The sequence below is a fragment of the Rhizobium rosettiformans W3 genome (assembly GCF_004912135.1).
Classification (GTDB): Bacteria; Pseudomonadota; Alphaproteobacteria; order Rhizobiales; family Rhizobiaceae; genus Allorhizobium; species Allorhizobium rosettiformans.
In genome coordinates this window covers 61,480-84,458 of the sequence record NZ_STGU01000012.1, presented here as the reverse complement: position 1 = coordinate 84,458, position 22,979 = coordinate 61,480, and the positions used below count along the sequence as shown (strand labels likewise).

Here is a 22,979-nt window from a genome sequence, read left to right as displayed (position 1 = left end):
AGTTGAGTTGGAGGGTGCCTGCCGTTATCTGGAAGGCTTGATCAGCATCCCTGCGGCAAAGGTTCTTCCGGCATGACCATCACCCATCTCGTCACCCATAGTGGCGGCTTCCATGCCGACGAATTGCTGTCCTCCGTCATTCTCACCCGGCTCCATCCTGACGCGACGATCGTGCGCAGCCGCGCACCCGAATGGATTACGCCTGCCTCCGAACGCATCATCTATGATGTCGGTGGTGCCTATGATGCGGCGGCGCAGATTTTCGATCACCACCAGCGCGGCGCGCCCTTGCGCGAGGATGGCCAGCCTTACAGCTCTTTCGGCCTCATCTGGAAGCATTACGGGCGCGCCTATCTTGCCGCGCTCGGCATCCCGGCAGATCATGTGGAGGCACTTCATCAGAGCTTCGACACGAAATTCGTCCTGCCGATCGATCTGATGGACAATGGCGCCCTCAGCCCGTCTGCCGCAGGGCCGCTGGCGGATCTCACACTGCCGAGCCTGCTTGAAACCTTAAAACCCGTCTTCGATGACCGAGCGCCCGGCGCCGATGATCGCGGTTTCCATGCGGCGCTCGCCATCGCCCGCGCGATCGTCGAGGCTGGCATCGCGCAGCGCGCCTCCAAGCTTCGCGCCGAAAGCATGGTGCTCGATGCCATCGCCGCCAATGGCACCAGTCGCGTCCTGGAACTGCCGATGGGCATGCCCTTCCGCCCTGCGATCGTGAAGGCTGGCGCCGACCATCTGCTCTTCGTCGTGCATCCTCGTGACAAGGACTGGTGCATCACCGGCATCCGCAAGACGGAAGACAGCTTCGAGCAACGCGCCGATCTGCCCGTGGCCTGGGCCGGACTGAGCAATGCCGATCTGGAAGCAGTCTCAGGCGTCGCAGGCGCCACCTTCTGTCACAACGGTCGCTTCATCGCTGCAGCGAAGTCTCGCGAGGCGATTTTGAAGATGGCGGAAATCGCGGTCGCCGAAGCGCTTGCAAAATCCTGAAAGTCTCGTGGACTAGCTACTGACGCCTGCTGGGTGAGCCGCGCCGGCTAGGATCGCAGGACCCGGCCGCCGGAAGATGCAAGAAGGGCCGGTTGCCCGGCCCCTTTCAAATCACTTCATTCGTCTCAAGCCGCCGTGAGTTCTGCGGGGTCGAAATCATAGTTCGTCGAGCAGAACTCGCAGGTCACCGTGATCTTGCCGTCCTCGGAGCTTGCCTCGATCTCTTCCGCGGAGAAGCCCTGGAGCACGCCCTTTAGCCGCTCGCGGGAGCAGCTGCAGCGGTCGTAGACCGGCTGCGGATCGTAAGCGCGTACGCCGCGCTCGTGGAAGAGCCGGAAAAGCAGCCGTTCGATGCCGACCTGCGGATCGGTCAACTCGTCCGCATCGATGGTTTCGACCAGGACACGTGCTTCGTCCCAGGCGTCGTCGCCACCATGCAGATCGGTGTCGCGGTCGTCACCGTCGCCGCCATGCAGATCCGGCTGGCGCATGCGCTCGGGCGCATCCGGCAGGAACTGCGCGATCAGACCGCCTGCCCGCCAGGTCCGGCGTGGCTTTCCATCGGCGTCGCGATCGAAGAGTTCGGCAGCGCCAAGACGCACGCGTGTCGGGATCTGCTCCGACTGCCGGAAATAAACACCCGCGATGTCCTCGAGCGAGGTCCCATCGAGTGGCACGATGCCCTGATAGGGTTGCATGAAGGAGCCCTGGTCGATGGTGAAAGCAAGCACGCCCTCGCCCAGCAGCTCTTCCGGCGAGGCACGGCCGGCGGCAACCGCATCCGCCACGGCCTGCTCATCAAAGCGGGCATAGGCACGCACGTTCTCCGGCGTGGTGAAATCGGCCACCAGCAGATCGACCGGGCCGTTGCCCTTGGTCTGCACGGTGAACTTGCCTTCGAACTTCAGCGATGTCCCGATCAGCACCGTCAAGACGATGGCTTCGGCCAGAAGCCGTGCCACCGGCGCCGGATAGGCGTGACGGTCAAGGATGGTGTTGATCAGCGGTCCGAGCTGGACCGCGCGACCGCGCACGTCGAGCCCTTCCACCTGAAAGGGGACCACGCGATCATCGCCGGCGAAACCGAATTCGCCGAGTTCTGCTTGTCTCGTCGACATGAATGTACTCCCGGCGCCCCAGGCGCCATACGCAGGGCCCGAGCGGCCCGATCAGAAAGGGCACAGATGGGATCACCCGTGCCAAAGGTCAAGTCAGGCGCGGCCGCCGCTCTGTCGGCCTCAGATGGCGCCCAGGCACCAGGCCAGGATCGACTTTTGCGCATGCAGCCTGTTTTCCGCCTCGTCGAAGACCACAGACTGAACGCCATCGATCACTTCGTCCGTGACTTCCTCGCCGCGATGGGCGGGCAGGCAATGCAGGAAGAGAGCCTCGTCCTTTGCCTTCTTCATCAGGTCGGCATTGACCTGGAAAGGCTGGAAGACGTTGTGGCCGCGCGCCTTGTGCTCCTGGTTCATCGAGACCCAGGTGTCGGTGATCACGGCGTCAGCGCCGGCAACAGCGCGATCGGCATCGTGGCACAGCATGATCTCGCCGCCATTGTTGCGAGCCCAGTTGAGGATCTTGTCATCCGGCTCGGACCCGAGCGGAACGGCCATGTTCATCTTGTAGCCGAAGCGGGCCGCGCCCTCGACGAGTGAATGCAGGACATTGTTGCCGTCACCGGTCCAGGCGAGCGTCTTGCCCGTGACCGGGCCGCGATGCTCCTCGATCGTCATGATGTCGGCCATGATCTGGCAGGGGTGCGTCAGGTCCGTCAGCGCGTTGATGACCGGCACCGTCGCATGCTCGGCCATTTCCAAGAGGCGGGCATGGTCGGTGGTGCGGATCATGATCGCATCGACATAGCGCGACAGAACCTTGGCCGTATCGCCGATCGTCTCGGCGCGGCCAAGCTGCATCTCGGTGCCGGAGAGAAACAGCGTCTCGCCACCCAGCTGGCGCATGCCGACGTCGAAGGAGACGCGGGTGCGGGTCGAAGGCTTCTCGAAGATCATCGCGAGCATCTTGCCGGCAAGTGGCTTGTCGGCGGTGCCAGCCTTGGTGGCCTGCTTGCGGGTCTTCGCGTCTTCGAGAATACCGCGTAGGTCCCCGGCCGTGACAGCGGAGAGATCGAGAAAATGCTTCGGAGATGCCATAAATGAATCCTGTCTTAGGCTGACGCGGCGACTGCGGCCTTGGCGCGGATGTGTTCTGCTGCGTGTTCGATGCGGGCGAGGCCGTCACGTGCTTCTTCGGCCGTTACCGTGAGCGGCGGCAGAAGGCGGATGACGTTGTCGCCGGCGGGAACGCCGAGCAAGTGCTCGTCACGCATCGCCATCAAGAGTTCGGTGTTCGGGACCTTGGCCTTGATGCCGAGCATCAGGCCTTCGCCGCGCACTTCTTCGATCACATCGGGGAAACGGTCCTTGAGAGAAGCCAGTCCCTGGCGGAAAACGAGCGCCGTATCGCGTACGTTCTCGAGAAAGCCGTCGGTCAGCACGACGTCGAGCACGGCGTTGCCGACGGCCATGGCGAGCGGATTGCCGCCATAGGTCGAGCCATGGGTGCCGGGCTTCATGCCATAGGCGGCCTCTTCGGTCGCGAGGCAGGCGCCGAGCGGGAAGCCGCCGCCGATGCCCTTGGCGACCGCCATCAGATCAGGCTTGATGCCGGCCCATTCATGCGCAAAGAGCTTACCCGTGCGGCCGACGCCGCACTGAACCTCATCCAGGATCAGCAGCAGGCCGTGCTCGTCGCACAGGGCGCGCAGAGCCTTCAGCATCTCGACGGGGATCGGGCGGATACCGCCCTCGCCCTGTACGGGCTCGACGAGGATCGCGGCGGTGGCGTCGGATATGGCCGCCTTCACGGCATCCAGATCACCGAACGGCACCTGATCGAAACCCGGAGCCTTGGGGCCAAAGCCTTCCAGATATTTTTCCTGGCCGCCGGCCGCGATCGTCGCGATCGTTCGGCCATGGAAGGCGCCTTCCATGGTGATGATGTGAAATTTCTCAGGATGTCCCTTCGCAAAGTGGTAGCGGCGAGCCGTCTTGATGGCACATTCCAGCGCTTCCGCGCCGGAATTGGTGAAGAAGACGCGATCGGCGAATGTCTCCTCGGTCAGCCGCTTGGCCAGCACTTCCTGACCGGGTACTTCGTAGAGGTTCGACAGGTGCCAGACCTTGTCGGCCTGATCCTTCAGCGCACCCACGACGTGCGGATGGCCATGGCCCACAGAGGTCACGGCGACACCGGCTGCGAAATCGAGATAGCGCTCGCCGCTTTCGGTCACCAGCCAGACGCCCTCGCCTCGTTCGAAACGCAGCGGCGCCCGATTGTAGGTCTGGTAGAGCGGCGTAGCTTCGGCCATGGCGTTTACGATCCTTCTCGACGTTCCGTGACGTGACGGACAGGCCCTAGCGAGGCCCAAGAAAAATTAAAAATGCCGCCTTTCGGCGGCGGGGGCACTATCAGCATTTCGCCCTGAGCTGTCAACGAATTCTGCAGGAATCGCAGGAGTAAGCGCCCTTTTGATCGACACACGCAGGACGAGTGCCGAGCAAGATTCCACCTGTTGCATACTTGACTCACTCGGGAAGCAAGTTGGGGAAAACCGCGAAATCGATTCCAGATGATTCCGGCGACTCTTGTCACGGAGTCAGGCTGGCTCTAGGTTAAATTTCATTAATAGATTGCATGCGGCGGAAGTGCTCACCGACAGTATCGAGGCGGTTGTGTTTCGGATTAATCCGAAGCAGCGGTGACGGATTCTGCCATCACAGACGCGAGCGGCGGAGAGAAATGGCATGACGACTATGCAATGGACTGATGAGCGGGTCGAGAAACTGAAACGGCTATGGGCCGAAGGTCTCAGCGCCAGCCAGATCGCAGCACAACTTGGCGGCGTAAGCCGCAACGCCGTCATCGGCAAGGTTCACCGACTGAACCTTCCCGGTCGCGCCAAGGCCGGCGGCAGCTCGTCTGCGGCCCGTCCTGCCAAGCGCCCGGCCCAGACGCCGCGCCCTGCTGCGTTCCAGAACCGTCCGGCGGCCAACACCAGCACCCGCACGGTTACCCGGACTGCCGGTGCGACCGCGCTGAAGGAAGAGATCGAAGTCGAGGCCTATGAAGAGGTCGAGGTCCGCCGGTCGCTGAACGTCGTCGTTCCGATCTCGCGCCGCCTGGCGCTGACGGAGCTCACCGAGCGGACCTGCAAGTGGCCGATCGGCGACCCGATGAAGGACGACTTCCATTTCTGCGGCTGCGAGATTGCCGATAGTGCACCTTATTGCACCTATCACGCCAAGCTCGCCTATCAGCCGGTCAGCGAGCGCCGCAAGGCTGCCCGCTGATCCCTCGGCGACAGATCAGATGATGAACGGGTCCTTCGGGGCCCGTTTTCTTTTGGCCGTAGAGCCAAAGAAAAAGGCCGCTACGGGCAAACCGTGCGGCCTTGTCTGGACGGGTGGATTGGGAGCGCTCAGGCTTCCATGGAGTATCCCGCGCCACGTACGGTGCGGATGACATCCTGCATGTTCGAGAAATTGAGCGCCTTGCGCAGGCGACCGACATGGACGTCGACCGTACGCTCGTCGACATAGATGTCGTGACCCCAGACGCCATCCAGGAGCTGCGAACGCGAGAAGACGCGACCGGGAGACGCCATCAGGAACTCCAGAAGGCGGAATTCCGTCGGGCCGAGACGAACCTCGCGGCTCTTGCGGTGTACGCGGTGCGTTTCGCGGTCGAGCTCTATGTCACCGCAGCGCAGGACGCTGGAGAGGACCTCTGGCTTGGCGCGCCGCAGCATGGCCTTGACGCGGGCCATCAGTTCCGGCGTCGAGAAGGGCTTGACCACATAGTCGTCCGCACCGGTCGCGAGGCCACGCACACGCTCGCTTTCCTCGCCGCGTGCCGTCAGCATGATGATCGGCAGGCGCTCGGTTTCGGGGCGCACCCGCAGCCGGCGGCAAAGCTCGATCCCGGAAACACCGGGAAGCATCCAGTCGAGGATGAGCAGGTCAGGAACCCGCTCCTGAAGCCTGATCTCGGCTTCGTCGCCTCGCAGGATGGTCTCGACCTCGTATCCCTCGGCTTCGAGATTGTAGCGCAGGAGAACCGACAGGGCCTCCTCGTCTTCGACTACGGCGATCTTAGGCTGCATCAGTCATCAACCTCGCTGGCCGTCGTCACTCGGAGATCGCACCGACGGAAGCAGTCTGGTCTTCCTTCGGGCGCTCACCTTCCGGCTGGGCGCCGGTGGTCATGTAGTAGATGGTTTCGGCGATATTGGTCGCGTGGTCGCCGATGCGCTCGATGTTCTTGGCGCAGAAGAGCAGATGCGTGCAGCTCGTGATGTTGCGCGGATCTTCCATCATGTAGGTCAGAAGTTCGCGGAACAGCGAGGTGTAGATCGCATCGATCTCCTCGTCGCGGTCACGGATCGACTTCGCCTTTTCGGCCGAACGGGTCGTGTAGACGTCGAGCACTTCCTTGAGCTGGGCAAGCGCCAGGTCGGAGAGATGCTCCAGGCCACGGGCCAGCTTGCGCGGCACGCCGGTTGCCTGAATGGCGACGACGCGCTTGGAGTTGCTCTTGCCGAGATCGCCGACGCGCTCAAGGTCAGCTGCGATGCGGAGCGCACCGATGATCTCGCGCAAGTCGGACGCCACCGGCTGGCGCTTGGCGATCGTCACGACGGCCTTGTCGCCGATCTCGCGCTCCATGGCATCCATGACCACGTCGTCGGAGATGACCTTCTGTGCCAGTGCGGCATCGGAATTGACCAGTGCACGGACGCTGTCTGCGACCATCTGCTCGGCCAGACCACCCATTTCGGAGATGCGGCGCATCAGGAACTTCAGTTCGTCGTCGAAAGCCGAGTAAATGTGAGAGGAGCCCATAGGAAACATCCTTGAAAGTGAGTTCAACCGTGGATGAGGTCAGGGCTCAGCCGAAGCGGCCCATGATGTAGTCCTGCGTGCGCTGGTCATCCGGATTCGTGAACATCTTGTCGGTGTCGTTCTCCTCGACCAGTTCGCCGAGGTGGAACATCGCGGTGCGCTGGGAGACGCGCGCGGCCTGCTGCATCGAGTGGGTGACGATCACGATGGTGAAGTTTTCGCGCAGCTCGTGGATCAGCTCCTCGACCTTGGCGGTGGCGATCGGGTCAAGCGCCGAGCAGGGCTCGTCCATCAGGATGACTTCCGGGCTGACGGCAACGGCGCGCGCAATGCACAGACGCTGCTGCTGACCGCCGGAGAGACCTGTGCCAGCGGAGTCCAGACGATCCTTCACTTCGTTCCAGAGACCGGCCTTCTGCAGGGCGATCGAGACGATCTCGTCGAGGTCGGCCTTGTTGCGGGCGAGGCCATGGATACGCGGGCCATAGGCGACGTTCTCGTAGATCGACTTCGGGAACGGGTTCGGCTTCTGAAAGACCATGCCGACCTTGGCGCGCAGCTGGACCGGGTCAACCTTGGCGTCATAGATGTTTTCGGCGTCGATCAGGATGTTGCCTTCGACGCGGCAGCTGGCAATCGTGTCGTTCATGCGGTTGATGCAGCGCAGGAAGGTCGACTTGCCGCAGCCCGACGGGCCGATGAAGGCGGTGACGGAACGCGGACGGATGTCGATGTTGACGTCCTTGATGGCGTGCTTCTCACCGTAATAGACCTGCACGTTGCGGGCGGTGATCTTCGTTTCGTTCATGGGTGGCGCTTTCGTCGTGGTCATTTTAGTCGCGAGATTGTTCATCATCATACACCTCCTTACCAGCGACGCTCGAAGCGGCGACGAAGAATGATTGCGATCAGGTTCATCAGGATCAGGAATACCAGAAGCACGATGATGGCACCGGAGGCACGCTCGACGAAGGCCGGGTCGCCACGCTGGGTCCAGTTGTAGACCTGGACGGGGAGCGCAGAGGCCGGGTCGAAGAAGCCTTCCGGCGGACCAGCCGGATATTCGCGAACGAAGGCGACCATGCCGATCAGAAGCAGTGGCGCCGTTTCGCCCAGTGCCTGAGCGAGACCGATGATCGTGCCGGTCAGGATGCCCGGCATGGCGAGCGGCAGCACGTGATGGAAGATCGACTGCATCTTCGAGGCGCCGACGCCGAGGGCCGCATCACGGATCGACGGCGGGACAGCCTTCAATGCTGCGCGGGTGGCAATGATGATGGTCGGCAGCGTCATCAAGGTGAGTACGAGGCCACCGACTACCGGCGCCGACTGCGGCAGGCCGGCATAGTTGATGAAGACGGCAAGACCGAGGATACCGAAGACGATCGAGGGTACGGCCGCCAGGTTGGCGATGTTCACCTCGATCAGGTCGGTGAACCAGTTCTGCGGCGCGAATTCCTCGAGATAGATCGAGGCGGCGACGCCGAGCGGCAGGGAGAGGCAAAGCACGATCAGCATCATGTAAGCCGAGCCGAGGATGGCAACGCCGAGTCCGGAAGCTTCAGGCCGGGTGTCGGAGGCATCAGGTGCGGTGAAGAAGTCCCAGTTGAAGCGGGTGGTCAGCACGCCCGCTTCCTTGAGTTCATCCGCAAGGCGCAGTTGCTCCGGCGACGTGTTGCGGTCGAGCGCGGCGCTCTCCATCGTCACACGGCCCTTGTAGTAGCCGTCGATCCGGCCGGAGGCCAGGAGGTCGAAGGACACCGTGGTGCCGATCACGTCAGGGTTGGCGAGTACATAGTTGCGCAGGCTGGCCGGCGCTTCCTTGGAAATGAGTTCGGCAGCGGCCTTTGCATTCATGCCTTCGACGGCAATGCCGTTTTCCTGCATGGTCCTGCCCAGTGCGGCTTCGATCAGAGGTGCATAGCCGAATGTCGAAACCTTGGCGATCTCTGCCACGTCCCGGTTACCCTGCTTGTCCAGCTTGGCGGCGTCCAGCTCGACATTCAGAGTGATGTAGGTCTGGCGGAAGGACGACAGGCCGTTCGACAGGATCGAGGCCAGGAGCCCGACGAGTGCCAGAACGCCGATGATGACGGCAATCAGGCCCATCATGCGGAAGCGGGCTTCCGCCGCATTGCGCTTCTGGGTGCGGGCGTCGGAGGCAAGGATGGACTTGGCGCCGGCAGCCTTGGGGGCGGATTCGAAAGCGGTGATGTCGGTCATTCGTACTGCTCCCGGTACTTGCGCACGATGTAGAGGGCCACGACGTTGAGGCCGAGCGTGATGACGAAAAGTGTGAGGCCAAGCGCGAAGGCGACCAGGGTCTCAGGGCTTGCGAATTCGGTGTCGCCCGTCAGCTGGCTGACGATCTTGACCGTCACCGTCGTCATGGCCTCGAAGGGATTGAGATCGAGCTTCGCAGCGGCGCCTGCGCCGAGCACGACGATCATGGTTTCACCGATCGCGCGGCTTGCGGCCAGCAAGATGGCACCCATGACGCCCGGAAGTGCGGCCGGCAGGATCACCCGCTTGATCGTTTCCGACTGGGTGGCACCGAGGCCATAGGACCCGTCACGGAGCGACTGCGGAACCGCGTTGATGATGTCGTCCGAAAGCGAGCTGACGAAGGGGATGATCATGATGCCCATGACCAGACCCGCGGTCAGAACCGAGGACGAAGAGGTACCAAGGCCCAGCGGCTGGGCAAGCCAGTCGCGGATCAGCGGGCCGACGGTGACCAGAGCGAAGAGACCGTAGACGATCGTCGGGATGCCGGCGAGCACTTCGATTGCGGGCTTGGCAAAGCTGCGCAGGGTCGCACCGGCATATTCCGAGAGATAGATGGCAATGAGCAGACCGAGCGGAACAGCAACCAGGAGTGCAACGAAGGAGACGTAGAGCGTTCCCCAGAGCAGCGGCAGAATGCCAAGCTCGGACCCACCGCGGAATTGCGGATTCCAGACGGTCGAGAAGAAGAACTCGGAGGCCGGATACATCCGGAAGAAGTTGATGGTCTCGAAGACGAGTGAGCCAACGATGCCGACCGTGGTGAGAATGGCGATCGTGGAGGACGCGATCAGCAGCACCGTCACGAAGGTTTCGCTGACATTGCGGGCGCGCATGTCGGTGCGGATCCGGCTCAGGGACCAGAGGCCGAGACCGATTGAGAGCGCCAGAACCACGATCGTCATCGCGATCGATCCGGTGCGCGAGAGATCGCGGTAAACCTTGGCGGCTTCGAAGACTTCTGCCGGCACATCACCGGCCAATGCCACGCCAACCTCGGCCAGGCGCGCCCGGACCGTGGAGACGTCGATCTGGCCATCGACAAGCGCGCTGGCGCTTGCGTCCTGGTTCGCGATCATGGCGTCGAGGCCACCGGCGATACGGCGAACATCCGAGAGAACGAGACTGCGGGCGCCTCCTTCGGGGATGACACTGTCAGGAATGAGCGCGTCTGCGCGGCTCTCGACGAATATCGGCTGCAGGAAGAGCCAGGCCAACATCAAGAGGAATGCCGGGACTGCGGTAAAGAGGGCAACGGTCTGGCCGTAATAGCCCGGAAGCGAGTGAAGCTTCTCGCCGCTGCGGTCTGAAAGAAAACGAGCGCGGCGCTTGCCCAGGACGAAGCCGACCGCTGCAAGGACCGCCAGAATTAGAACTATGATGCCGCCACTCATATCGTAGACGCCCCCTGCCAAACAAAAAAGACCGGCGGCACGAAGCGCGCCGCCGGTCGATCACTCAGATTAGTTCAGCGGCGCCATCGGCGTGCGGGCCTTGACGGCTTCCTGCGTCTTGGCCAGTTCCGGGTCGGAAACGAGGCCGTAAGCAGCGAGCGGGCCATCCGGGCCGGCCATTTCGTCAGAAACGAAGAACTCTACGTATTCCTGGAGACCCGGGATAACGTCGAGGTGGGCGTTCTTGACGTAGAAGTACAGCGGACGCGAGACCGGGTATTCGCCCTTGGCGATGCTCTCAACCGAAGGAACAACGCCGCCCATGGTGGCTACGCGGAGCTTGTCGGTGTTGTTCTGGTAGAAGGACAGACCGAAGACGCCGATGCCGTTCTTGTTGGCGTCGACGCGAGCGAGCGTCTCGGTGTAGTCGCCGTCGATGTCGACAGAAACGCCGTCCGTACGCAGAGCCATGCAGGCCTCTTCGGCAGCATCTTCGTCACCGTTGCTGGCGGTCTTCAGCGCTTCGAAGGCGCCGTTCTCTTCGCAACCTGCGATGATGACCTTCTCATCGAAGACTTCACGCGTGCCGTGCTTGGTGCCCGGGATGAAGGCGAGGATTGGCTGCGCCGGCAGATCGGCGCGGATTTCGTTCCAGGCCTTGTAGGGGTTGTCGACCAACTGGCCGTCCTTGAGAACCTTGGCAGCAAGAGCGTTGTGCCAGTCAGACGGGGTGAAGGCGTATTCCGGACCGTTGATGTCCGAAGCGAATACGATGCCGTCGTAACCGATGCGAACTTCCTGGATGTCGTTCACACCGTTGGTCTTGCAGAGCTCGATGTCAGACTTGCTGATACGCGAGGAAGAGTTTGCGATGTCGATGGTGTTTTCACCCACGCCTTCGCAGAGCTTCTTGCGGCCAGCGCCAGAACCGCCGGACTCAACAACCGGGGTCGCGAAGTCGGTGTTTTCGCCGAAGGCTTCGGCAACGATAGAAGCGTAAGGCAGAACGGTGGAAGAACCAGCAATCTGGATCTGGTCGCGGGCTACTGCAGCGCCGGCGAAGGCCACGGAGGCCGCCAAGGCAGCTACGGAAAGTTTCAGAGCGTTCATGATCATCTCCCGGAATGGGCTTGTGTGTCTTTGCGGCCGTTGCGGCGTCTCCCGAGCAGCGGCGACTGAGTTCTTAGCGGCTCTAGGCTCACGCTTTTATGTCAGTTCGGTGAAACATTTGTGACAATGAAAAATCCGTAATTTCAATTATTTACGGAAATGACCGACAAACAGACGACGGTTTTATGTCAAAAACGTACGGTGAAGACGCTTCCGGCGCCGAGATCTGACCGCACGATGAGGCGGGCCCGGTGGCGTGTGAGGATATGCTTGACGATCGCCAAGCCCAGACCGGTGCCCTTTTTCGACCTGCTGTCCTCGACATTCACGCGGTAGAAGCGCTCGGTGAGCCGCGGAACATGCTCGGCCGGAATGCCCGGACCGTGGTCGCGCACGCTCACTTCCGTCGCGCCACCGGGCTCACGGCGCAGGGAGACATCGACGAATTTGCCGTCCTGACCGTATTTGCAGGCGTTCTCCATGAGGTTCTCGAAGACCTGCACGAGTTCATCCCGCTCGCCCATGACCTCGACCTTCTCTTCGGGCAGATCGAGCCGGATCTCCACCCCGAGTTCGGCGGCCAGTGGCGCGAGGCTGTCGCGCACATGGCCCAGGATCGGCGCGAGCTCCACCTTCTGGTCTGGCGCCACATGCGCCTTGAGTTCCAGGCGCGACAGGGAGAGCAGATCGTCGACGAGACGGCTCATGCGGTTCGCCTGATCGAGCATGATGGTGAGGAAGCGATCCTTGGCCTTCGCATCGTCGCGGGCAGGCCCCTGCATGGTTTCGATGAAGCCGCGAAGTGACGCGAGCGGCGTGCGCAGTTCATGGCTGGCATTGGCGACGAAATCGCTGCGCATGCGGTCGAGGCGGCGCAGTTCAGAAATGTCCCGGAAGGACAGGAGGAAATAGGAAGCGCCAGAGGTGAAGGACGGATCGACGGGCGCGACGCGAACGATATACACGCGCTCCGAGGGATGACGTTCGGAATGTTCGATCTGGTTCGGCGCGCCCGTCTCGATGGTCTCCCGGATCATGTCGAGAATGCCGGGAGAGCGCCAGCGTGTCGAAACATGCAGGCCGGCGACCAGATCGCCAAATACTTTTTCTGCCGCTTGGTTCTGCGCGATAAGCTCGGCTTCCAGCCCCAGTACGAAGATCGGCATGTCGAGCCCATCCAGTGATGCCAGGATCAGGGGCAGCGGATCCGGGGCCGGCTCCTCCACCTCTGCGGCAGGCGCTGGCACGACAGGCGCCTCTTCAACCGGCAACTGCCTGAAGACGACGAGCAGGAAGAGCAAGCAGAACAGGATGACGGCATAACCGGTTGCCGCGCCGGTCGCCCAGGCCGCGACGGAGAGGATCGCCGCTGCCAGAATATAAACCCAAGCCGACAGAACCCGCCGAAGATCGTTGCGCCAACCGTCGCCAGTGTCGTCTGTCATTGCGTGCGCACGCTCCGCTTCATCATTGTTCCAGCCTGATAACCGTGATTCATGACAGAAGTTACACCAGCGCACCATTGGACGGATCGTCTTATCCCCGCTGCTCGCGATCGGCCCGGCGTGGAACAGAGACGCTTGAACTTCATTTCGGCTTGGTCTCAAGTAGGAAAACCAAAAGCAGCCAAAGGGGAAATCGGGATGGACGCGCAGACGGAAAGCCGGGCAGTGACACTGACAGTCGGAGGCCACGAGCGGATCTTCGATATCGACCTGCCGGAACTTCCAGACTGGATCGAGGACAATGCGCTGAAGTCCGGCGGCTTCCCCTATGACAAGAAACTGTCGGAAAAGGATTACGAGAAGGAACTGACTCAGCTGCAAATCGAGCTGGTCAAGGTTCAGTTCTGGATGCAGAAGACTGGCGAGCGGGTGATGGCCCTGTTCGAAGGCCGGGACGCAGCCGGCAAGGGCGGCGCCATTCACGCCACGCTCTCCTATATGAACCCCCGTTCCGCCCGGGTCGTTGCGCTGACAAAGCCGACCGAGACCGAGCGCGGCCAGTGGTATCTCCAGCGCTACATCTCCCACTTCCCGACCGCCGGAGAATTCGTGCTCTTCGACCGCTCCTGGTACAACCGTGCCGGGGTGGAACCGGTCATGGGCTTCTGTACGCCCGATCAGTACGAGAGCTTCCTGGAACAGGTGCCGCGCTTCGAAAAGCTTATCGAGCGGGAAGGCATCCGCTTCTTCAAGTTCTGGCTGGACACGGGGCAGGAGATGCAGCTCAAACGCTTCCACGACCGCCGGCACGATCCGCTGAAATGCTGGAAGCTCTCGCCCATGGATATCGCTGCCCTTCACAAATGGGACGATTACACGAAGGCCCGCGACCGGATGCTAAAGGAAACGCATACCGAGAAGGCGCCGTGGACAGTGCTGCATGCCAATGACAAGCGTCGGGCGCGGCTGAATCTCATCCGCCACATGCTGCTTTCCCTCGACTACGAGGGCAAGGATCCGGAAAAGATCGGCAAACTCGACAAGAAGATCATCGGCAGCGGGCCCGACTTCCTCAAGTAAGAAGGCCAGGCGATGCCCTGCCGGGGCTTACTGACCCGGCAGGATGCGGATTGCGTAGAGGTTCACACCCCTGCCCTCGCCGGCCAGATCGGCATTGATCAAGAGCCGACCCGGTGTCGAAGGCGCCATGCCGTTGTCGAATGACACGCGGAACAGAGCGTCGAGCTTCTGCGGATTGACCGTGAAGCGATGACGCGGGCAGTCACCCATGCGCGGAAAATCGCACTCCACCGAGATCTGCACCGGTTTGTCGTCGGTGGACTGCACCGTCAGCGCGATTGTGGAGGTGCGCCCTGCCAGTTCGCGCAGGATCTCTGTCGGCACGGTCACTTCAACGGCACCGGCCGCATCTGCGCTACGCGAGACGATCTGGGCGGCATTTCCGTCGCTGGCCGTGACGATATCGACAAGAGCATTGGCCCGCGGGCGAAGGGCCGAGACCTGCTGCGGCTCGAAGACCTCGATCCAGTCATCCGAGAAGCCGCCGCGAGCGTCGATCGCTTGGGGGCCTGCGGGCGCGGCAGGCGTTGCAGGCTCCGGCGTTCCGGAAAAGTCCTCTGCTTCGACACGCGGCGGCGGATTGGGCACGGAGGTATCACGCTCGGCCTCCGACAGCAGCAAACCGGAGGAATAGACCCACCAGGCGCCAATGCCGAGTGTCGCCAGAAAGATGGACAGGATCATCAGGCGCGCCACCACGCCGCGACGGCGGCGAGGCGCCTTCAGCGGACGCTCCGAACGCATGTCCGGCATAGGGCCTTCATCACCGGCATGCGCATCGCGGGCAACGTCGGGCGAAACGGAGATGTCGTCGGCAAACGAGGGTTCACGGGCAGGCTCAGGCGTGCGGTCCGCGGGCTCGACGGAGGCGAAGCCCGGTTCAACACGGCCCGTTCGGCGGTCCGTCGTTGACGATACGGCAGGCTCTGGCGCGGCACGCACCGGCGCTGCGGCGGGAGAGACGGGCGGAGGAGCGACCTGAGAGACCGGCGGCTCCGGCCTCACTTCGAGGCGGGCGCGTTCTTCCAGTTCGATTTCATGAATGAGGGCCTCGAGCCGGCGGCGCTGGTAGTTGATGGCTTCGGGATCATCGATGTTCTGCTTGCGCAGGCCCGTCTCCAGCGCCTGGCGTGCGGACTGATAAACGCGAGCGCGCGCTTCCGCATTCGTCCGCTCCGAGCGCTCCAAGGCGTTTCTGATGGCCGTTTCCAATCCGCTCATTGGCCGCCATACTCCATTTGGGGTCGCCCCAGCCACATCAATTTCATAGTTTAGATTCGGTAAACGCTCGATTTTTCCAGCACAAGCCCGGAACATCGCTATGGCGCGCAATAAACACAGGAATGAGGCCGAGCCGCTGGCAGCGTCATCGGCGGATGACAGATCAAAGCGACATCGAAACCATCCGTAACATGGACCGGCTTTTCTCGCGACCAATGTTCTGATATTTGACGTTTGCGTAAACGTAAACTTCCTGGGAGGTGAAGTGATGGCTCTGCCGCCGATCCTGAAAGACAATCTGAGGCTTCCTGTCGTCGCCTCGCCACTCTTCATCATATCGCATCCGAAGCTGACGCTTGCCCAGTGCAAGGCCGGCATCGTCGGCGCCTTCCCGGCTCTCAATGCACGTCCGGAAGCGCAGCTCGACGAGTGGCTGGCGGAAATCACGGAAGAACTCGCCTCCCACAATGCGAAGAACCCCGATCGTCCAGCCGCGCCCTTTGCCGTCAACCAGATCGTGCACATGTCCAACAAGCGGCTCGAACACGACCTGATGATGTGCGTGAAGTACAAGGTGCCGATCGTGATCTCCTCGCTTGGCGCCGTGCCGGAGGTCAATGCCGCCGTGCATTCCTATGGCGGCATCGTGCTGCATGACGTGATCAACAACCGCCATGCCAATTCCGCCATTCGCAAGGGCGCAGACGGTTTGATCGCCGTTGCGACCGGGGCCGGCGGTCATGCCGGCACTTTGTCTCCGTTCGCTCTCGTCCAGGAAATCCGCGAGTGGTTCGACGGTCCACTGCTGCTGGCGGGCGCGATCGCCAATGGTGGCGCCGTGCTGGCAGCCCAGGCCATGGGCGCCGACATGGCCTATATCGGCTCGCCCTTCATCGCGACGGAAGAAGCGCGTGCTTCGGACGAATACAAGCAGGCGATCGTAGACGCCCATGCCAATGACATCGTCTATTCCAACTATTTCACCGGCATCCATGGCAACTACCTGAAGCCGTCGATCGTGGCAGCCGGCATGGATCCGGACAATCTGCCGGTTGCTGACCCCTCGAAGATGGACTTCGACAAGGCAACCACGGGCGCCAAGGCCTGGAAGGATATCTGGGGCTGCGGCCAGGGCATCGGCGCGGTCAAGGCGGTCGAGCCGGTCTCGGCCGTCGTCGACCGACTGGAGCGCGAATATATAGACGCAAAAAAGGCGATTTGCGGCTGAGGCTTCGGCTGCTAGCGTCCCCGTAGATCTGATTTGCGGGGACCCATGCGTTATCTGAAAGCCACCCTCACACTCGTCACCCTGTTGAGCGGAGCCCTCTCCAGCCAGGCGGACGACGGCGCCTACAAGGAGTTCAAGTCCTGGCAGGTCTCCTGCAGCCAGACGCGTTCCTGCAGCATGCGGCAATTCCTTTCCGACAATCCCTTGTCCGGCTTCGAATTGCAGCGCAGCGGCAAGCCCGAGGCTCCGGTCGTGCTGGTGGTCTCGCCGAGCGACAACGCGTTGATCGAAGGCGAAGGTGTCGCGGAGGTCACGATCTCCGTCGACGGGTCGGAACCGCTGGTCATGACGGGCTCGACGGTCAGCGCCGAACCCGGCACCTATGCCTTCACCCTCAACGGCGATTTCATCGGCGACGGGCTGATCGACAGCCTGAAGAACGGCACGACCGCGACTGTTACCATGAAGCGCGGTGAGAAGACCGCAAAGGCCGACCTTCCTCTGGCCGGTGCGGCTGCCAGCCTCCTGTTCATCGACGAGTATCAGGACCGCATAGGCCATGTCGACGCGATGAGCGCCAAGGGCGACAAGGCCCCGAACCCGCCGCTGCCGGTAACCGATCTCATGTCGATTGCCGAACTGCCGGAGGGGATCCGCAGCCACTTCGCCGAAGGCGGCGACTGCGCCGAGACGGATCCCGCCATGTTCAACGGCAATGCGCTCTCCCATGCGATCGACGAAAACACCACCATCTACGTCACGCCCTGCGGCATGAGCGGCGCCTATAACATGCCCTATGCCGCCTATGCCGACGCCTACGGCATGATCTTTCCGCTTGCCTTCCCGACCATGGTCGACGGCGCTCCCAGCGCCACGCCGCAGGCCTTCAACCTCGCCTATGACTGGGAGACAAAGAGCTTTTCGTCCTTCTTCAAAGGCCGGGGTATCGGCGATTGCGGCACCTACAGCCAGTGGCGCATTGCAGAAGGCGCCATGGGCCCGCAGCTTGTGCTGACCGAGGAGACCTACCGCGATTGCCCGGAACAGTTCAGCGAGACGGACGAGATCGATCCCGGCAGCTGGCCGAAGACCTGGCCGGTGAAGTAGGTCATGCGGCGGGGGTCGGCATCGCGACGGCCCCGCCTCAGCAACGCTCGGGAATTTTTCCACGAGGGCCGAAAACCGGCTTGAAATCACCCGGCAATCCCTGTATCAGCCCCTCACCAAACGCGACGGTCAAACCGGATCGCAGAGGCCGCTTTAGCTCAGTTGGTAGAGCACGTCATTCGTAATGACGGGGTCACGTGTTCGAGTCACGTAAGCGGCACCACTTTTTTCTCAATCATCATAGACTGCGGAATATACATTCCTGTCTTGGCATTCTGTGCTAAGAGCGCCGTCGGACGCGAGTGCCGTAAACTTTAGTACGGGCTCGGGCGGGTTGATTGACGTCTCTCCCGCTGCAGCGCGATTACGCTGCCGCCCATTCTTTTCTTTGATACTACGGCACGGAAAAGGGCCCCGCACTGCGGAGCCCTTCGATCATGTCATCTGGCGCTGCCGGTCAGATCCAATAGGGCGGAACGCCATAGTAGTCGTAGACCGAGCGGCCGTTGTTGCGGTACCAGTCCTCGCTGTCGTCGCGATAGCGCGGCGCGGCTTCGACCTGCTCCTTGCTGAGGTCGATGCGATAGCCATCGAGGCTTTCATCGTAAGTCAGCTTTTCCCAGGGCAGCGGGTAGTAGTCGTCGCCGATACCCCAGAAACCGCCGAAGCTGAGAACCGCATAGGCGACGCGGCCGCCACGCTTTTCGAGGATGATGCGCTGGATCGAGCCGATCCGGTCACCGTCGCGGCCATAGACCGCAGTGCCTTCGACCTTGTCGCTTGCGATGAGGCTCGCGGTGTCCTTCACGTAGGGGTCCTGGCCGGCGACATTGTTTCGGTTTTCCTGCAACATGGGAAATCCTCCTTCTCGGTTGTTCGTGATGGGTAAACGGGTGCGGAAGAGCTTGGTTCCGCGCCGACGCCTTGTGGAGAGACCACGCGATTGTTGACGTTTACGTCAAGGTTATATAGCGTCCCGTCACTTGCACTGCCGGTGTGAAAGCATAAGCTCTCGGGGCCTGAGGAGGAATCGGCCCCGGGAAGGGCATGCAGACAACAAGGGTTTCGGGAGGTACACGATGACGGAAACCATGAGCCGCCTCAGCGGCCGCGCCGCCGAAAAAATCTGGATCCAGTCCTATCCGGCCGCCGTGCCGGCTGAGATCGCGCCGCATGCCCATGCATCGCTGGGCGCGCTCTTCGAGGCAAGCTGCGCCAAATTCGCCGACCGGCTGGCTTTTTCCAGCATGGGCCGGGGCATGACCTTCCGCGAACTGGAGCAGCAGTCCCGCAAGGTGGGTGCCTGGCTCCAGGCGAAGGGCCTGGTTAAGGGTGACCGCATTGCCGTCATGACGCCGAACATCCTGCAGAACCCGGTGACCGTCTACGGCATCCTGCGCGCCGGCATGACAGTGGTAAACGTCAACCCGCTCTACACGCCGCGCGAACTCGAGCATCAACTCAAGGATTCCGGTGCCAAGGCCATCGTCGTTCTGGAAAACTTCGCTCACACGGTCGAGCAGGTGGTTGCCCGCACCGACGTGAAGCATGTCATCGTCTGCACCATGGGTGACATGCTGGGCCTCAAGGGCCACATCGTCAATCTCGTCGTGCGCAAGGTCAAGAAGCTGGTCCCGGCCTGGTCGATCCCCGGCCACAAGGGCTTCAAGGCGATGCTGGCCGAAGGTGACAAGCTGTCGCTGAAGCCTGTCGAGGTCGTGTCGAGCGACGTCGCTTTCCTTCAGTATACCGGCGGCACGACGGGTGTTTCCAAGGGCGCGACGCTGACGCATGCCAATCTGCTGGCCAACAAGCAGCAGATCGCGCTGTGGCTGGAGGCGGCTTTTGCGGGACAAGGACGTCCCGATGTGCTGAACTTCGTCTGCGCGCTGCCGCTCTACCACATCTTCGCGCTGACCGTGAATTCTCTGATGGGCATTGCGCTTGGCGGCCACAACCTGCTGATCGCCAATCCGCGCGATATTCCCGCCTTCATCAAGGAGCTGCAGAGCTTCAAGGCGCATGTCTTCCCGGGCCTCAACACGCTGTTCAACGCGATGATGAACAATCCGGATTTCAAGAAGATCGATTTCTCGTCGCTCATGCTGGTCCTTGGCGGCGGCATGGCGATCCAGCGGCCCGTGGCCGAGCGGTGGCTGGAGATGACCGGGCGCCCGATCACCGAGGGTTACGGCCTTTCGGAGACCTCGCCGGTCGCAACCGTCAACCGGCTGGACGTGCGCGACTTTACCGGCATGATCGGCCTGCCCCTTCCCTCCACGGATATCGAGATCCGCGACGAGGACGGCAACACGCTGCCCATCGGCGAAGTGGGCGAGATCTGCATCCGCGGCCCGCAGGTCATGGCCGGCTACTGGCAGCGACCGGAAGAGACGGCCAAGGTGATGACGGCCGACGGTTTCTTCCGCTCAGGCGACATGGGCCTGATGGACGAGCGCGGCTACGTGAAGATCGTCGACCGCAAGAAGGACATGATCCTGGTCTCCGGCTTCAACGTCTATCCGAACGAGATCGAGGAAGTGGCCGTCATGCATGCCGGCGTTCTCGAATGCGCTGCCGTCGGCGTTCCGGACGAACATTCGGGCGAGGCCGTGAAACTCTTTGTCGTCAAGAAGGACGAGAACCTCACCATCGACGAGCTGAAGGCGCATTGCGCCGCCAACCTCACCAACTACAAGCGTCCGCGCTACATCGAGTTTCGCACCGAACTGCCCAAGACCAATGTCGGCAAGATCCTGCGGCGCGAGTTGCGCGACGGAAAATAAATCGATTTAAATTTGGGGAGGCTTCGGCCTCCCCTTCGTCTTGATCCCGTCTCAAGTCGCTAATAAGGTCCCCGGCATCATCGTCGAACCAGGGACATTCCGATGCAATCCATCATCGACACACTGACGAGCACGGTCGCCGCCACCCATGCCGAAGATCTGCGCGCCGCCTTTGCCGCCGATCCGCAGCGCTTCAGCCGCTTTTCGGCCTCGCTCGACGACCTGTTGATGGATTATTCCAAATGCGCCGTGAATGACGAGGTGCTCGATCTGCTCGAGCAACTGATGACGGCGGCCGAGGTTGCCGAAAAGCGTGACGAGATGTTCTCCGGTGCGCCGATCAACTTCACCGAAGGTCGCGCCGTGCTGCACACCGCTCTGCGCAACCGCTCGAACCGTCCGGTCATCGTCGACGGCCGCGATGTCATGCCTGACGTGAACGGCGTTCTCGAGGCCATGGGCAAGTTTGCCGATGGCATCCGCTCCGGCGAGATGAAGGGTGCGACCGGCAAGGCAATCACCGATGTCGTCAATATCGGTATCGGCGGCTCGGATCTCGGTCCGGTCATGGCGACGCTGGCGCTGTCTCCCTTCCATGACGGTCCGCGCCTGCATTTCGTCTCGAATATCGACGGCGCCCATATCGCCGACACCCTGAAGGCGCTTTCGGCCGAGACCACGCTCTTCATCGTCGCCTCGAAGACCTTCACCACCATCGAGACCATGACCAACGCCCAGACGGCGCGCGCCTTCATCGCCGATGCGCTCGGGGAAGCAGCTGTCGGCCATCATTTCTGCGCCGTCTCGACCGCGCTCGACAAGGTCGCCGCCTTCGGCATCGATGCATCCCGCGTCTTCGGCTTCTGGGACTGGGTCGGTGGACGCTATTCGATCTGGTCGGCCATCGGCCTGCCGCTGATGATCGCGATCGGCCCGGACAATTTCGGCGATTTTCTCGCCGGCGGCCATGCGATGGACGAGCATTTCCGCAACGCCCCCTTCCGGCAGAACCTGCCGATGCTGCTCGGCGCGCTTGGCGTCTATCATCGCAATGTGCTGAACTATCAGACCCGCGCGATCCTGCCTTACGATCAGCGTCTGTCGCGCTTTCCTGCCTATCTGCAGCAGCTCGACATGGAATCGAACGGCAAGAGCGTCACGATCGACGGCAAGCCGGTGCAGAGGGCATCGGGCCCGGTCGTCTGGGGCGAACCCGGCACCAATGGCCAGCACGCCTTCTACCAGCTCATTCACCAGGGCACGAGCGTCATCCCGGCAGAGTTCCTGATCGCGGCCAACGGCTTCGAACCGGAACTGCGCCACCAGCACGAATTGCTGATCGCCAATTGCCTGGCGCAGTCGGAAGCCCTGATGAAGGGCCGCACGCTCGCGGAAGCCAAGAGCCAGCTGACCGCCAAGGGCGTCTCCGACGAAGAGGCCGATTTCCTCGCCCCGCATCGCGTCTTCTCCGGCAACCGCCCGTCGATCACCTTCGTCTACGAGCAGCTCACCCCCTTCACCCTCGGTCGCCTGATCGCGCTCTACGAACACCGCGTCTTCGTCGAAGGCGTCGTCTTCCGGATCAATTCCTTCGACCAGTGGGGCGTGGAACTAGGCAAGGAACTGGCGACGGGGCTTCTGCCCGTGGTGCAGGGCAAAGTGGCGGCCACGGGGCACGACAGCTCGACGGCGGGGTTGGTGTCGGCGCTGGCGGAACGGAAGACGGGGTGAGCAGACGCGTAAGATGTCACGCCAGACGCGCTGCATAGCAACGGCCTACCTGACTTCGGTGTGACTACGAGCCCCATTTCCAACGACGCGTACGGTATCGATGAAGATGCCTGCAGCTGATCCCGTGCCCTCGATCACTAGAGAATCCCCCGGCTTGAGGGAAATGCGAAACCACTCAGGCAAGCCGCAAAGTGGATCGCGCCCGAACGGCATGTCACGCAAGTAGACAGCGTATTTGCACGCCTTATCCTGCACCACACGATCAACCTGATAAGTCCGCTCGGCCTGCTTGCCGATAGCAAGTGTAATAGACATTGGGAGAAGCTGGGAGACTGATACATATGCCGCTGCGAAGCCGGCGAGCGGTAAGAGCGCGAGGCTAATCTTCTGCCTTTTTTGCCTCGATAGGAAAAAACCCGGCCCCGCTAGCAAATCATTGATGATCTGATGACGCTTGGTAGTCGGCGGCAGATTCAAGAGCCGTCGCACGCCATAGTACGCCAAGCCGGCGCCAACTGCTCCCAGCGCAATTGCGTAGGGCTTACTGCCCGCAACCCATTCTGGCGAGGGTAAGAATTCGTATCCAAGCACCAAGCGATCTCATGGCTCCATCCTCGCGGCACAGTACTGGGTAGACGCGATCAGCACCAACGAAGGCTACAAACTAGGTTACGGAGACCCAAAGA

Annotated in this window: 20 protein-coding genes and 1 tRNA gene; 8 read left to right on the top strand and 13 right to left on the bottom strand. The window is 62.0% G+C overall.

Going from position 1 to position 22,979, the window contains the following annotated elements; genetic code table 11:
• Positions 1–72: 72 nt before the first annotated feature.
• Positions 73–999: an MYG1 family protein gene (locus FAA86_RS19085; protein ID WP_136542693.1), complete on the top strand. Its 927-nt coding sequence runs from the start codon at positions 73–75 to the stop codon at positions 997–999.
• A gap of 125 nt (positions 1,000–1,124) precedes the next feature.
• Here FAA86_RS19085 and FAA86_RS19080 read toward each other — a convergent pair whose 3' ends face one another.
• The 3 genes from FAA86_RS19080 to FAA86_RS19070 all read right to left on the bottom strand — a co-directional run bounded on the left by FAA86_RS19080 (position 1,125) and on the right by FAA86_RS19070 (position 4,372).
• The gene (locus FAA86_RS19080) at positions 1,125–2,117 is read right to left on the bottom strand and encodes an Hsp33 family molecular chaperone (protein WP_136542692.1); all 993 of its coding nucleotides are present in this window, start codon (positions 2,115–2,117) and stop codon (positions 1,125–1,127) included.
• Between the two features lie 120 nt (positions 2,118–2,237).
• Positions 2,238–3,155 carry an ornithine carbamoyltransferase gene (argF, locus tag FAA86_RS19075; protein ID WP_136542691.1) on the bottom strand — a complete coding sequence of 306 codons (918 nt, stop codon included), beginning with the start codon at positions 3,153–3,155 and terminating at the stop codon, positions 2,238–2,240.
• Between the two features lie 14 nt (positions 3,156–3,169).
• Positions 3,170–4,372: an aspartate aminotransferase family protein gene (locus tag FAA86_RS19070; protein WP_136542690.1), complete on the bottom strand. Its 1,203-nt coding sequence runs from the start codon at positions 4,370–4,372 to the stop codon at positions 3,170–3,172.
• Positions 4,373–4,817: 445 nt separating this feature from the next.
• Between FAA86_RS19070 and FAA86_RS19060 the strand changes: the two genes are divergently transcribed.
• On the top strand, positions 4,818–5,354 hold the full coding sequence (locus FAA86_RS19060; protein WP_136542741.1) for a GcrA family cell cycle regulator: 537 nt from the start codon (positions 4,818–4,820) through the stop codon (positions 5,352–5,354).
• 128 nt (positions 5,355–5,482) lie between these two features.
• Here the strand turns inward: FAA86_RS19060 and phoB are convergent, their stop codons facing one another.
• The 7 genes from phoB to phoR all read right to left on the bottom strand — a co-directional run bounded on the left by phoB (position 5,483) and on the right by phoR (position 13,140).
• Complete coding sequence (phoB, locus tag FAA86_RS19055; RefSeq protein WP_006727960.1) at positions 5,483–6,166, bottom strand: phosphate regulon transcriptional regulator PhoB; 684 nt, start codon at positions 6,164–6,166, stop codon at positions 5,483–5,485.
• A gap of 25 nt (positions 6,167–6,191) precedes the next feature.
• Positions 6,192–6,905, bottom strand: coding sequence for a phosphate signaling complex protein PhoU (phoU, locus tag FAA86_RS19050; RefSeq protein ID WP_113460073.1), 714 nt, complete (start codon positions 6,903–6,905; stop codon positions 6,192–6,194).
• Between the two features lie 46 nt (positions 6,906–6,951).
• Positions 6,952–7,737 (bottom strand): phosphate ABC transporter ATP-binding protein PstB, encoded by a 786-nt coding sequence (pstB, locus tag FAA86_RS19045; RefSeq protein WP_246035129.1) that lies wholly within the window; start codon positions 7,735–7,737, stop codon positions 6,952–6,954.
• Positions 7,738–7,772: 35 nt separating this feature from the next.
• Complete coding sequence (gene pstA, locus FAA86_RS19040; RefSeq protein ID WP_136542688.1) at positions 7,773–9,128, bottom strand: phosphate ABC transporter permease PstA; 1,356 nt, start codon at positions 9,126–9,128, stop codon at positions 7,773–7,775.
• Positions 9,125–10,585 (bottom strand): phosphate ABC transporter permease subunit PstC, encoded by a 1,461-nt coding sequence (pstC, locus tag FAA86_RS19035; RefSeq protein ID WP_136542687.1) that lies wholly within the window; start codon positions 10,583–10,585, stop codon positions 9,125–9,127. Before pstC ends, pstA begins: the two co-directional genes overlap by 4 nt.
• A gap of 69 nt (positions 10,586–10,654) precedes the next feature.
• Entirely contained in the window at positions 10,655–11,695 is a 1,041-nt protein-coding gene (locus tag FAA86_RS19030) for a substrate-binding domain-containing protein (protein WP_136542686.1), read from the bottom strand.
• A gap of 188 nt (positions 11,696–11,883) precedes the next feature.
• Positions 11,884–13,140, bottom strand: coding sequence for a phosphate regulon sensor histidine kinase PhoR (gene phoR, locus FAA86_RS19025; protein WP_136542685.1), 1,257 nt, complete (start codon positions 13,138–13,140; stop codon positions 11,884–11,886).
• A gap of 198 nt (positions 13,141–13,338) precedes the next feature.
• On the opposite strand from phoR, the gene ppk2 reads away from it, so the two are divergent.
• Complete coding sequence (gene ppk2 / locus FAA86_RS19020) at positions 13,339–14,220, top strand: polyphosphate kinase 2 (RefSeq protein WP_136542684.1); 882 nt, start codon at positions 13,339–13,341, stop codon at positions 14,218–14,220.
• A gap of 27 nt (positions 14,221–14,247) precedes the next feature.
• Here the strand turns inward: ppk2 and FAA86_RS19015 are convergent, their stop codons facing one another.
• Positions 14,248–15,441, bottom strand: coding sequence for a hypothetical protein (locus FAA86_RS19015; protein WP_136542683.1), 1,194 nt, complete (start codon positions 15,439–15,441; stop codon positions 14,248–14,250).
• Between the two features lie 268 nt (positions 15,442–15,709).
• On the opposite strand from FAA86_RS19015, the gene FAA86_RS19010 reads away from it, so the two are divergent.
• The 3 genes from FAA86_RS19010 (at position 15,710) to FAA86_RS19000 (ending at position 17,999) form a co-directional block, all read left to right on the top strand.
• Positions 15,710–16,669: an NAD(P)H-dependent flavin oxidoreductase gene (locus tag FAA86_RS19010; protein ID WP_136542682.1), complete on the top strand. Its 960-nt coding sequence runs from the start codon at positions 15,710–15,712 to the stop codon at positions 16,667–16,669.
• A 45-nt stretch (positions 16,670–16,714) separates the two neighbouring features.
• The gene (locus FAA86_RS19005; RefSeq protein WP_136542681.1) at positions 16,715–17,776 is read left to right on the top strand and encodes a DUF1176 domain-containing protein; all 1,062 of its coding nucleotides are present in this window, start codon (positions 16,715–16,717) and stop codon (positions 17,774–17,776) included.
• A gap of 147 nt (positions 17,777–17,923) precedes the next feature.
• Positions 17,924–17,999: transfer RNA gene (locus FAA86_RS19000), tRNA-Thr, on the top strand.
• Positions 18,000–18,233: 234 nt separating this feature from the next.
• Here the strand turns inward: FAA86_RS19000 and FAA86_RS18995 are convergent.
• Entirely contained in the window at positions 18,234–18,629 is a 396-nt protein-coding gene (locus FAA86_RS18995; RefSeq protein WP_113460082.1) for a PRC-barrel domain-containing protein, read from the bottom strand.
• A 226-nt stretch (positions 18,630–18,855) separates the two neighbouring features.
• Here FAA86_RS18995 and FAA86_RS18990 point away from each other — a divergent pair, with 226 nt between their 5' ends.
• Entirely contained in the window at positions 18,856–20,562 is a 1,707-nt protein-coding gene (locus FAA86_RS18990; RefSeq protein WP_136542680.1) for a long-chain fatty acid--CoA ligase, read from the top strand.
• Positions 20,563–20,664: 102 nt separating this feature from the next.
• The gene (gene pgi / locus FAA86_RS18985; RefSeq protein ID WP_136542679.1) at positions 20,665–22,293 is read left to right on the top strand and encodes a glucose-6-phosphate isomerase; all 1,629 of its coding nucleotides are present in this window, start codon (positions 20,665–20,667) and stop codon (positions 22,291–22,293) included.
• Between the two features lie 45 nt (positions 22,294–22,338).
• On the opposite strand, the gene FAA86_RS18980 is transcribed toward pgi, so the two are convergent.
• A complete protein-coding gene (locus FAA86_RS18980) occupies positions 22,339–22,887 on the bottom strand; it encodes a hypothetical protein (protein WP_136542678.1) in 549 nt (182 codons plus the stop codon).
• Positions 22,888–22,979: the final 92 nt, after the last annotated feature.